Below are 11858 nucleotides of genomic sequence, written 5' to 3'. Positions count from 1 at the left end.
CCGACGCCGCCCGTGCGGCCCTTTCACGACAGCACGGCCTCGCCGTCGCCGACTTTCGGCTCGTCCCTGCAGGGGTCATCCCTCGTACCACCAGTGGCAAGCTCGCCCGCCGTGCCTGCCGGACTGCGTATATCGCCGGCGCGCTTTAGCCGGCCTGCTCTTTGGATTGACGCTCCCGGCACTGTGGGCGTCAGGGGTTCGAATCCCCAACCTCACACACCCGTAGCTCCACTTAGAACCGCATCGGCTAGCACTGTCCGAAGGCAACGACCAGAACGCAGCGGTTTCACGAGATACCGAAATCCTTGATCTTGCGGTAGATCGTCGCGCGGGACATTCCCAGGGCCTCGGCGGCTTCGGCCTTGTCGCCAGGGAGGTGTTGGACCTTAACGTCGATGTATTGGGCGTAAATTAACGTAGCGGGATGCGAAGCGTCACGCTGCGGACGATGGGCGTCGAGGAGGAATTTCATCTCGTCGACCTCAAGACCAGACGCCTGACCGCTCGCGCACCCGAACTGCTCGCCGAGTTGTCTGATACCTACGTGGCCGAGCTGCAACGGTGCGTGGTCGAGATGAATAGCGGTGTCGTCGACACGCTCGACGATCTGCGCGCCGACCTGCAGGGCCACCGAAGAGTTCTCGTGGATGCTGCGGCGAAACTTGGCATCGGCGTGGTTGCAGCGGGTGCGGTGCCGTTGTCGGTACCCGCCGAGATGCAGGTCACCCAGACTGCCCGGTATCGGCAGATGCTCGCGGACTATCAGTTGCTGGCCCGGGAACAACTCATTTGTGGCACCCAGGTGCATGTCGGCATCGATGACCGCGATGAGTCAGTTGCCGTGGCGAACCGGGTGGCGCCGTATGTGTCGACACTCTTGGCGCTGAGCGCAAGCTCGCCGTTCTGGGCGGACGGCTCTGACACCGGCTACTCCAGCGGGCGGACGCTGGTGTGGCAGCGCTGGCCGACGACGGGCCTGGCAGCGCCAGTGTCCTCGGCGGTCGAATACGACCAACTGGTTGCTGACCTCGTGAGCAGCGGCGCGATCGCCGACGCCGGTATGGTGTATTTCGACGTTCGGCCTGCGGTCGCGGCGCCGACCCTCGAGTTACGGGTGTGCGATAGCTGCCCGTCGGTCGACACCATCGTGCTCATAGCCGGCCTGTTCCGTGCACTGGTCGAACGTGAATTAGAGGGGTTGCGGGCAGGGGATCCTGCCCTCGAGATTTCCGCACCGCTGGGCCGCGCCGCTCTGTGGCGCGCCGCCCGCTCGGGGCTCGAAGGTGAACTCGTCGACGTGAATGGGCCGCGCGGCCGACCGGCCGTCGAGGTGGTGACCGAATTGGTGCGCCTGCTGCGTCCACAATTGGAGGCGGCGGGGGACTGGCAGGTGATTAGCGACCTGGCCCACCGGGTGCTGATTGCAGGCACGTCCGCCGCGCGACAGCGCAGGGCGTTGCGCAGGCGTGGCCGACTCGCCGATGTCGTCGACCAGTTGATCGACGAAACCGCGGGCAATTGGCCCGACGCGGCAGCAGCCGTGTCCGAAGACCCCACGCTGCTCTTCGGCTACCACCCTCACCGCGAGTCCGGCCCTGCCGACAAGAGCGCCCTGCCAACCTATGACGAAGCCGTCGACACCGACGGCCAGCCTCGGCCCCACTACGCGAAGATCCTGCGGTCCGTCGTCGATCTTGGGGTGGCCGTGCTGCGGTCACGCGAAAGCGATGTCGAGCAGGATCAGCGCGCCGAAAACATCACCTTCCGGGTCAGCGGCCAGAGCCGTGCCCAGGTGTTCCCGCTCGATCTGATGCCGCGGCTCATCGCGGCCGACGAATGGGCGAACCTATCGTCCGGCCTATGCCAGCGGGCGAAGGCCCTGAATGCTTTCCTGTGCGACATCTATTCCGAGCAGGCCATCGTCACCGACGGTGTGATCGGGGTGCATGCACTAGACCGGGCACCGGGATTCCGTTCGGCCGGCCGATTGTCGAGGGGCGCCGTGCGCGCACACATTTGCGGCACCGACCTGGTGTGCGATCGCGCGGGGAATTGGATGGTGCTCGAAGACAATCTTCGCATCCCGTCCGGCATCGCCTACGCGATCGTGAATCGGCGGCTGCTGACCAAGCACCTTCCCGAGCTCGAACGCCCTCGCGAGATCGGCGATGTCGATCGGGTCCTGTCGATGCTGATGGAGACGCTGCGTGCGTCGGCGCCCGCGCGGTGCGAAGGTGAGCCGTCGGTGGCACTGCTGTCCGGCGGTTGGGATGACTCCGCGTGGTTCGAGCACACCTTCCTGGCAGACGAGATGGGCATCGCCCTGGTGCAGTCCTCAGATTTGTCTGTGCGCAGCGGGAAAATATTGCGGCACATAGGTTCCGACGTCCGACCCGTCGACGTCGTGTACGCCCGGATGGACGAGGACATGCTGTTGTCGTCCGCCGGCTACGACGGCGCCCCACTTCGGCCCGGCCTGCTGGAAGCGGTCGGCAACGGGACGCTGGCAATCGCCAACGCGCTGGGCAACGGGATCGGCGACGACAAGGCGATCTACGCCCACGTACCCGCGATGATCGAGTACTACCTCGGGGAGAAGCCGACACTGGCGCAGGTGCCGACGTGGATCTGCGCCGAACGCGCGCAGCGTGATTACGTGATCGACAACCTCGCCGACCTGGTGGTCAAACCGATCGACGGGTCCGGTGGCAACGGCGTCGTCATCGGTCCGGAGGCGACTGCGGGAGCTCTTGAGGCCCGTCGACGCGAACTGCAGACCCAGCCCGAGCGCTTCATCGCCCAGGAGACGATCGCCCTGTCCACCCATCCCACGTTCGACGGTGAGGGCATGTACCCGCATCACGTCGATCTCCGTGCCTTCGTGCATCTCCGCCCCGGTGCGATGAACGGCGTCACGGCGGAGGTCATGCCGGCCGGGTTGACCCGGGTGGCGGCCCACGGGTCACGGATCGTCAATTCGTCGTCGGGCGGTGGAAGCAAGGACACGTGGATACTGACCGGTGGGCCGGACCATCCATCGGACGCCGGCCCGCCTGACTACCAGGCGTCGACGTAGGGGAACGGAACACGACGTGTGTGGCATCTGCGGGGAGATCCGCTTCGACGGCCAGTCCGCCGACGTCGCCGCGGTGACCCGGATGACGGATGCCATGGAATCCCGGGGCCCGGATTCAGACGGCGTGGTCGCCCACGGGCCGATCGCGCTCGGCCATCGACGGTTGTCGATCATTGATCTGTCCGCGTGCGGCGCCCAACCGATGGTGGACAGCGACCTCGGTCTCACACTGGTGTTCAACGGCTGCATCTACAACTACGAGGACCTTCGCAGAGAGTTGCAAGCCGTCGGTTACCGGTTCTTTTCTACGGCGGACAGCGAGGTGGTGATCAAGGCGTTCCACCGGTGGGGCGCCCGATGTGTGGACCGCTTCAAGGGCATGTTCGCCTTCGCGATCGCCGACCGTGCGACGGGTGTCGTCACTCTCGCCCGCGACCGACTCGGGATAAAGCCGTTGTACCTGGCCGAACGACCGGGTCGGCTCCGGTTCGCCTCGACCGTGCGCGCCCTGCTTCAGGCCGGAGACGTCGACACCGAACTGGACCGGAACGCGCTGCATCACTACATGAGCTTCCATTCGGTGGTTCCTGCGCCGCGCACCATGTATCGAGGTGTGCGCAAGCTGCCGCCGGCCACGGTGCGAGTGATCCGCCCGGACGGTTCGCACACCGACACCGTCTATTGGACACCAGTTTTCGACCGCGATCCGGCCCGCGCCTCGTGGAGCGACCGCGATTGGCAGGACGCGTTGATGGAGGCTTTGCGAACGGCGGTGGTGCGGCGCATGGTCGCGGACGTCCCGGTAGGCGTACTGCTGTCGGGCGGAATCGACTCGTCGATCGTGGTGGCACTCCTGGCCGAGCAGGGCCAGCGCGGTCTGGCCACGTTCTCGATCGGGTTCGACTCGGTCGGTGACGAATCCGGCGACGAGTACTCCTACTCCGACCTGGTGGCCAAGACGTTCGGAACCGACCATCACCGCATCCACATCGACAGTGCCCGGTTGCTGCCCGCCGTGCCGAAGACGATCGCCGCGATGAGCGAACCGATGGTCAGTCACGACTGCGTGGCCTTCTATCTGCTCGCCGAGGAGGTCAGCAAGTCGGTCAAGGTGGTGCAGTCTGGTCAGGGAGCAGACGAGATCCTCGCCGGTTACGACTGGTACCCGCCGCTGGCGAACGTCGCCCGCGAGCAGACCACCGAGGCGTACGCGAAGGTGTTCTTCGACCGCGGCCACGCAGAGGTGCTGGACATCTTCGCTCCTGAATACGCTGTGGACGCCGAAGATCCGAGTTGGGAGTTCGTCAAGACCCACCAGAGCCGTCGGGGCGCCGAGACCGCTGTCGACGCGGCCCTGCGGCTGGACACTCAGGTGATGCTCGTCGACGACCCGGTCAAACGGGTCGACACCATGACGATGGCGTGGGGTCTGGAGGCCCGGGTGCCCTTTCTCGACCACGACTTCGTGGAACTCGCCGCCGCCTGTCCTGCCGAGCTGAAACTGGCGTCGAATGGCAAGGGCGTGCTCAAGGACGCCTCGCGAGCACTGCTGCCCGCCGAGGTGATCGACCGCACCAAGGGCTATTTCCCGGTACCGGGCATCCGGCACCTGCACGGCGAGATACTGGACATGGTGCGCGACGCGCTGACCAACGACGCCGCACGCGCGCGGGGCCTCTACCGCAGAGAAACGTTGGACAGACTCCTGGCCGCGCCCAACGAGACGCGAACCACGTTGGGCTCCAACGCCTTGTGGCAACTGGCGGTGCTGGAGATGTGGCTGCAGAGCATGGACACGGCAGGTCGATGAACCGCTCGCGCGAGAGCCAGTAGGACAGTGGGACAGCACGTACGCGCGACCTACGGTGCGTCGCTGTCGCCGGACGCGACCGCGTTCGCCCATCTCGTCGACGACGGCGGTTACCCCCGTGCGGTACAGCGCTTCCTGCGCGGGACGCACGCGAGCTCGTCGCGCGACGTCGAGCTTCCCGTCGAGGGCCCGGTCACCAGGGTGATCCACTCCGCGGACGGCCATTGGCTGGCCTGCGAGGTCGCACCCGGCGGCGGTACGCGCACCCAGATCTGGCTGGTGACCACCGATCCCGACGACCGTGACGCCCGTCGAATCGATCACTGGCCGAACGGCTTTCCGGAGGGAACAGCCGAGTTGATCGGCTGGGACGGTATTCAGGTGGCTGCCATCCTCACCGGTCAGGACGGCGTCGGTAGCTCGTGCCTGATCGATCCGGTCGACGGCGCCACCATCGTGCTGGACCGAAGATCCGGCGGCAAGCTCGTCGACTCATGGGCGGGAGCCTCGCTCGTACGGGTTGGCCCACGCGGCTACCGCGACCTGATCCTTCTGCACGGATTGACTGAAATCGCGCTGTTGCCATCCGATCCCGGTTCCACCACCGACGCGGGTGTAATCCTCGACGACCACCAACCCCGTCGGCTACGATCCGGCCTGGAGGGTGAGGTGATGGTGCTCTACCACCCGGCGAAGACCTATCCGATGAACAGCACCCGTGGCTACGTGCGCGCCCTGGTCCGCACCGACAACGGCGCCGAGCACACCCGACTGGTCGAAGTGACCACCACGGAGGACGGCGTGTCGTATCACGTGGTCGCCGAACGACCTGGATACGACCTGGACGAGTTCGCGGTCAGCGACGACCTATCAACTGCGGCTCTGTTGTGGAATATCAACGGCCGCAGCGAATTACAGATACTCGAGTACGCCGACAATACATTGAGTGAGCCGATCCCGCTGCCCGGGCCCGTCGCCAGTGAGCTGAGCATCAGCGCTGGCGGCTCGCTGGTGGCGATGACCATACAAGGACCTTCCACGCCGCGAACAGTAGAACTCGTCGATCCTCGGTCTCGAGAATGGGAACGCATCGACCGCGAGCCCGGCGGTGGCAACGCCGCCGCACATCCGCAGCTGGTGGCCATGCGCGCCCGGGACGGGCTCGAGCTCACCGGGTGGCTATATGAGCCACCGGGCGGTGAATTGATGGGTGCGATGATCTTCCTGCACGGCGGCCCGGAAGGGCAGGCGCGCCCCGACTACAGCGAGATATTCCCCGAACTGCTCGACGCAGGTATCACCGTGCTAACGCCGAACGTTCGCGGCTCGGGCGGATTCGGCAGGAGGTTTTCTCACGCCGACGACAGGCAGCTGCGATTCGCCGCCATCGACGACGTGGCGGACTGTGCTCGCTTTTTGGTCGACCGCGGCCTTGCTGCCCACGACCGGATCGCTTGCTGCGGCTGGTCTTACGGTGGATATCTAACCCAGGCAGCACTGACCTTCCACCCCGAGCTCTTCGCAACAGGCATCAGCATCTGCGGAATGAGCGATCTGGGCACGTTCTACCGCAACACCGATCCGTGGATCGCAGCCGAGGCGTACCCGAAATACGGTCATCCGATCAACGACCACGATCTCCTCGACCGACTCTCACCGCTCCTGCGAGTCGAGGCGCTCACCGCACCATTGCTGTTGGTGCACGGCGCCAATGACACCAATGTGCCGGCCGGCGAATCCACGCAGATGTTCGAAGCGTTGCGACGACTGGGGCGGCGGGTCGAGTGCCTGATCTTCGACGATGACGGACACGCCATCGTCAAGCGGGAGAACCGCGCCGTGTTGGTCAAGGCCATCGGCGAATGGCTTACTCAGGCGTTCACACCGACATCGTCGGGGTGACCGCGTTCATCACCTGCGGCCTTCACGACGAGGTGACCGTGTCCTGCAGCCACACCCTGGCCAAGGGCATCCTCCACAACGAGTTCCTGATCTTCGGAAACGGTAGCCACACGAGCGGCCAGTCCTGCAGCGCCGCCAACCGCATCCTGGTGTAGAGGGGCATCCACGACGCGTTCGTAGAGGGTCTGACCGAGATGATGGGACTGATCGACGATCGCGCCCTGGCGAGCATGGCGCGGGCCGGTTACGTTTTCACCGAGAACCTCGACCGCGCCCCCAAATTCGCCGATCGGCTCCAGACTGGGCTGGTGGGAATCAACCACGGCGTCCCGTCCAACGCGGCGGCCCCGTTCGGCGGCATCAAGCAGTCAGGGATGGGTCGGGAAGGCGGCAGCGAAGGACTCCACGAGTACCAGGAGGTCCGGTTCTACAACATCGCCCGACGCGCCACCGCCTGAGCACATGTGCGCACCGGACGACGTTTCCGTCGCCTCCCGCGGAGCAGGTCATTCGATGGCAGCGTGTACTGTCACTACCGTGAACATCGGCACGCGCAGCTATTGGCGCTTTATCTCGGCTCCGGGTGGAGCCACGGATAAGGCGCAGTAAACCCAGCGCTCGAAAAGCCACCCGGAGCCCAGCAGTGACCACACGGTCACTGCTTTCGTCATTTCAGGGCACCGGATGTTCCGTGGGTACGCCCTGAGTACCACTCACAGGAAGCCCGAACACATCGTGACCATCACCAGCAGCGACGCTGCCGTCGAAAGCACCTCCGACCGGCGGATCGTGTCCTTTCGCCCGGTCCCGGCTCCGGAGCAGATCCGCGCCGAACTTCCTCTCGGCCACGCCGGCGCCGAGGCGGTTGCACGCCATCGCGACGAGATCGTCGAGATCCTTGCCGGTCGAGACGACCGACTCCTGCTGATCGTGGGGCCCTGCTCGGTCCACGACCCGGTGGCCGCACTGGACTACGCAGGTCGGCTGGCCCCGTTGGCCGACGCGTACGCCGACCGGCTCAAGATCGTCATGCGGGTCTACTTCGAAAAACCGCGCACCACCGTCGGATGGAAGGGGCTCATCAACGACCCCGGCATGGACGGCAGCTGCGACGTGGAACGAGGACTGCGCACGGCGCGGGCATTGCTGCTCGACATCGGAGCGCTCGGCCTGGCGGTCGGTTGCGAATTCCTCGAACCCACCAGCCCGCACTACATCGCCGACACCATCGCCTGGGGTGCGATCGGAGCCAGGACCACCGAGTCGCAGATCCACCGTCAACTGGCATCAGGGCTCTCGATGCCCGTCGGGTTCAAGAACGGCACCGACGGCAATGTTCAGCCTGCGATCGACGGTGCGAAAGCCGCTGCAGCGCAGCATGTGTTCTTTGGAATCGACGGCCTCGGTCGTGGCGCGGTCGTCGAGACGTCGGGCAACCCCGACTGCCACGTGATCCTGCGAGGAGGCTCGACGGGCCCGAATCATGACACCGACTCGGTGGCCCGGGCGGTCAACGCGCTCGCCGCCGCGGGGCTGACGCCACGGGTCATGATCGATTGCTCGCACGCCAATTCGGGCAAGGATCACCTCCGCCAAGCCGAGGTCGCCAACGAGCTCGCCGGTCGGATCGCCCGCGGAGAGCGCGGCATCGGGGGACTGATGTTGGAGAGCTTCCTGGTCGCCGGTTCCCAGTCTCTTGGAGGCGAACTCGTCTACGGCCAGTCCGTCACCGACAAGTGCATGGACTTCGCCACGACAGCCGACGTGCTCGCACGATTGCACGACGCCAAACGCCAGAACCCATGAGCACGGTGATCGTCAGCGATGGCTGGACGTCGGGGTGGAATGGTGTGGCGGAGGTGTTTTCGGAATGGCGACTACGGCGATGGCGGTCGCCGCGGCGACGACCAGGACACCGGTGAACACCGCGGCCGAACCCGACTGGATCGTCGCCGCGCCGATCGATCGGATGTCGCCGGGGCCAAAGATCGAGTTCGCAATCGCCCCGAAAACGGCGACGCCGACAGCGCTACCCAGCGAGCGCGCGAACATGTTGGTGCCCGTCACCACGCCACGTTCGTTCCAGTCGACGCTGGACTGTGCCGCGATCAGCGTGGGCACTGCCAACAGCCCCATGCCGCCGCCGATCACCAAGCACGCCGCCGCGACGACGGCGACGTTCGGCCGGTGGGACGTCACCACCAGCACCGAAGCCCCAGTGATCACGAGTGCTGCACCCACCATCGCGGTGTACTTGAACCCCCACCTCAGATAGAGCTGTCCGGCCACGCTCGCCGTGGCCGGCCAGCCCAAGGTCAACGCGGCCAACGCAAGACCAGCGACGATGGGGGCGACGTGCAGTGAACCTTCGAGAAAGGTCGGCACGTAGGACGTCAGCCCCATCAAGATCGCGCCGACGCCGAACGCGACGATGGTGGTCGCACAGAGCAGCCTGCGGGAGAACACCCATAAGGGCATTATCGGCTCGGCGGCTCGGCGCTCCACGAGGACGAAGGCCGCCAACAGCACGACGCCCGCGGTGAACGCCGCGATGCTCGGCGCTGAGGCCCATGCCCAGGATTGGCCCCCACCGAGAACGGCCAGCACCAGCGACGTCATCGCCAACGCCAGAAGCAGTGCGCCCAGCGAATCGACCGTGCGCGACCGTGGCGTGATCGTCTCGTGGAAGTGCCGATTGAACATCCATGCGGCCAGCAGACAGAGCGGGATGTTGATGACGAACACGCCACGCCAGATTCCCAGCTGTGAGAAGACGCCCCCCATCAGCGGCCCGACGACCGAGGAAATGGCCCACACACTGGCCAGGTAGCCCTGCACTCTGGCGCGCTCGGCCACGGTGTAGATATCCCCGACGATCGTCATGGCCGTGGGTTGGACCGCGCCGGCGCCGAGGCCCTGCACCGCCCGAAAGACGATCAAGGCAACCATGTTCCATGCCGCAGCACACAGGATCGAGCCGACCAGGAACAGCGCGACTCCCAGTAGCAGGATCGGTTTGCGGCCGAAGACGTCGGACAGCTTTGCGTAGATGGGCGTGGTGACGGCTTGCCCGAGAAGGTATGCCGAGAACAGCCAGGGGAACTGGTGGAAACCGCCAAGCTCGCCGACGATGGACGGCACCGCGGTCGCCAGTACCGTCGAATCGATCGCGACCAAACCGGTGCTCAGCATGACCGACATCAGGACCGGTCCGCGCTCCGAGCGGAACCCGACGGCGCTCGTTGACGTGGAGCTCACCGCGTGGTGATCCGCGCACTCGCCCCACGGTCACCGCGATCGATAAGGCCACACCACGCGGTGGTGAGGTTCAACGCCGCGCTCCTTCCCAACATCTCCGGACATGCTGTGAACGCGGCTCTGACACATGACCGCAGAGATCAATTTACGCCGTGGGATCGGCGTCGCGACGCGCGAGGCTCGGCGATGGAACCGCTACCGATGCGATCGCTTCCTGCATGCCCCGGGTGGCCAGTTCGTCGGCCAGTTCGTTGTCGGCGACACCCGCGTGCCCCTTCACCCAGAACCACTCGACCCGGTGCCGCGCGCAGGCCGCTTGCAGCCGCTGCCAGAGGTCGACGTTCTTCACCGGCTGCTTCGCGGCGGTCATCCAGCCATTGCGCTCCCAGCCGAGAACCCACTTGGTGATGCCGTTCCTGACATAGGAGCTGTCGGTGTAGAGGTGCACCGCCGCCGGTCGGGTGAGCGCCTCCAGCGCCATGATCGGCGCCGTCAGTTCCATCCGGTTGTTGCTGGTCTGGCCGGACTCGCCACCGCACATCTCGCGGACGTGCTGACGTTGGCGAAGCACCGCCCCCCAGCCGCCAGGCCCGGGGTTCGGTCTGCAGCCCCCGTCGGTGTGGATGACTACTACGTCCTTGATGGACTCGTCCATCTGCTCAGTCCGCCCGTGCCTGCCGGAGCAGCCGCGCGGCCTTCGGCCCGACGCCGTGCAGGGCGAGGAGGCCGTCGAGATCCGCAGGCAGGTCCGCGACGGCGCGGTAACCGGCGTCGAGGAGCGCACCAGTCGCGGGCCGGCCGATCCGGACACCGTCGAAGACGGAGCCGCGATCCCCGGGGTCGACCATGCGCCGAGGATAGGCACTTCGCCGACCGATTGGCTCCGCAACGCGCGAGACCTCAGCTCAAGATGGCGCGGCGGGCAGCAGGCTGATGACGGTGTCGATGAGGTCCTCGGCGGTGGTTTGCCATTTGTCCGAGACGAGGTGGTCGCATGCTGACCGTGGAGCCACGCACACCGTGGCGATCAACCGGTCACCGACCTGGCGTCGACGCCGTGGTCGTGAAGTAGAAGAAGTCCCGCTGGTCGGGTCGCACATAGCGGTCCGCAGGACCCACCATGGCCGGCATCAGCCGCTGCGGTGTGCTGCCGCCGGCGCCGTCGCTGCGCCAGCTGCTGAAGAATTCCATCCCGGAATGGATGTCGAGTTCCATCCCGGTGACTGCGCCTGCCTGTGCGAGTGCGACGCCGAGGGTGGCGAGGTTCAGCTTGTCGCCGGCCACATAGACGATGTCGCCGCTGCGGGTGATGCCCATCGCCGATCGCCACGTGTATTGCAGCTGGTTGCGAGGGGTTCCCCAGCGCAGGTTGGCGTTGCGGTCCAGCCCGGGCACGGGCTGGCCGCCTTCGACGATGAGACCGAGGTTCTGGCGGACCGCACGAACGTGTGAGCTCATTTGAATGTCGCGGCCCCACTGTCCGATTGAGAGCCGGCCCTTGTCGTCGATCACTGCGGACGCCTTGCCGTCGACCAGTGTTCGCACCGTGGCGCCGTCGACGAAGAACCCTCCCGAGAATGCCGACATCTTGAAGCCGGAATTGAATGCCGCCGCGACGTTCGGTAGCTGTCCGGGAGGGATCTGCCCGGGCGATCCGGACCGCACCGGTTGGACAGTGCCGGGTTGGAGGTGCGCCTGCACCGCCGACGAGCGCACCAGAGCGACGCCGACGACGATGCTGCGGTGCAAGGGATCTGGCTGCGTGACCGCGGTGTACACCACGGGAGGGCCGCCTGGCACCCTGACCACGGC

10 protein-coding genes and 2 pseudogenes are annotated in these 11858 nt (G+C 66.0%); 7 read left to right on the top strand and 5 right to left on the bottom strand.

Features of this window, described 5'->3' with window-relative positions:
• Nucleotides 1-286: 286 nt before the first annotated feature.
• Nucleotides 287-370, bottom strand: a pseudogene (locus QOC69_RS17810) (helix-turn-helix domain-containing protein); the annotation flags it as partial.
• Between the two features lie 54 nt (nt 371-424).
• On the opposite strand from QOC69_RS17810, the pseudogene QOC69_RS17805 reads away from it, so the two are divergent.
• The 7 genes and pseudogenes from QOC69_RS17805 to QOC69_RS17775 form a co-directional block, all read left to right on the top strand.
• Nucleotides 425-1513, top strand: a pseudogene (locus tag QOC69_RS17805) (carboxylate-amine ligase); the annotation flags it as partial.
• Between the two features lie 297 nt (nt 1514-1810).
• Nucleotides 1811-3076, top strand: coding sequence for a circularly permuted type 2 ATP-grasp protein (locus QOC69_RS17800; RefSeq protein WP_526441915.1), 1266 nt, complete (start codon nt 1811-1813; stop codon nt 3074-3076).
• A 16-nt stretch (nt 3077-3092) separates the two neighbouring features.
• Nucleotides 3093-4886 (top strand): N-acetylglutaminylglutamine amidotransferase, encoded by a 1794-nt coding sequence (locus QOC69_RS17795; protein WP_526441913.1) that lies wholly within the window; start codon nt 3093-3095, stop codon nt 4884-4886.
• A 27-nt stretch (nt 4887-4913) separates the two neighbouring features.
• A complete protein-coding gene (locus tag QOC69_RS17790) occupies nt 4914-6788 on the top strand; it encodes an alpha/beta hydrolase family protein (protein WP_526441911.1) in 1875 nt (624 codons plus the stop codon).
• On the top strand, nt 6785-6943 hold the full coding sequence (locus QOC69_RS17785) for a hypothetical protein (RefSeq protein WP_526441909.1): 159 nt from the start codon (nt 6785-6787) through the stop codon (nt 6941-6943). The genes QOC69_RS17790 and QOC69_RS17785 overlap by 4 nt, the downstream gene beginning before the upstream one ends.
• Before the next feature lie 39 nt (nt 6944-6982).
• Nucleotides 6983-7246 carry an aldehyde dehydrogenase family protein gene (locus QOC69_RS17780; protein ID WP_526441907.1) on the top strand — a complete coding sequence of 88 codons (264 nt, stop codon included), beginning with the start codon at nt 6983-6985 and terminating at the stop codon, nt 7244-7246.
• A gap of 277 nt (nt 7247-7523) precedes the next feature.
• A complete protein-coding gene (locus QOC69_RS17775) occupies nt 7524-8594 on the top strand; it encodes a 3-deoxy-7-phosphoheptulonate synthase (protein WP_526441905.1) in 1071 nt (356 codons plus the stop codon).
• 12 nt (nt 8595-8606) lie between these two features.
• On the opposite strand, the gene QOC69_RS17770 is transcribed toward QOC69_RS17775, so the two are convergent.
• The 4 genes from QOC69_RS17770 to QOC69_RS17755 all read right to left on the bottom strand — a co-directional run.
• Nucleotides 8607-10046: an MFS transporter gene (locus tag QOC69_RS17770; protein ID WP_526441903.1), complete on the bottom strand. Its 1440-nt coding sequence runs from the start codon at nt 10044-10046 to the stop codon at nt 8607-8609.
• 145 nt (nt 10047-10191) lie between these two features.
• Complete coding sequence (gene rnhA, locus QOC69_RS17765; RefSeq protein ID WP_526441901.1) at nt 10192-10701, bottom strand: ribonuclease HI; 510 nt, start codon at nt 10699-10701, stop codon at nt 10192-10194.
• Between the two features lie 4 nt (nt 10702-10705).
• Nucleotides 10706-10894 carry a helix-hairpin-helix domain-containing protein gene (locus QOC69_RS17760; RefSeq protein WP_526441899.1) on the bottom strand — a complete coding sequence of 63 codons (189 nt, stop codon included), beginning with the start codon at nt 10892-10894 and terminating at the stop codon, nt 10706-10708.
• A gap of 187 nt (nt 10895-11081) precedes the next feature.
• Nucleotides 11082-11858: phosphodiester glycosidase family protein (locus QOC69_RS17755; protein WP_526441897.1), on the bottom strand; the 777-nt coding region annotated here is incomplete at its 5' end.

This window comes from Mycobacterium sp. (genome assembly GCF_032162105.1).
Classification (GTDB): domain Bacteria; phylum Actinomycetota; class Actinomycetes; order Mycobacteriales; family Mycobacteriaceae; genus Mycobacterium.
The sequence above is the reverse complement of the archived record's forward strand: the minus strand, read 5'-3'. Positions and strand labels throughout refer to the sequence as shown.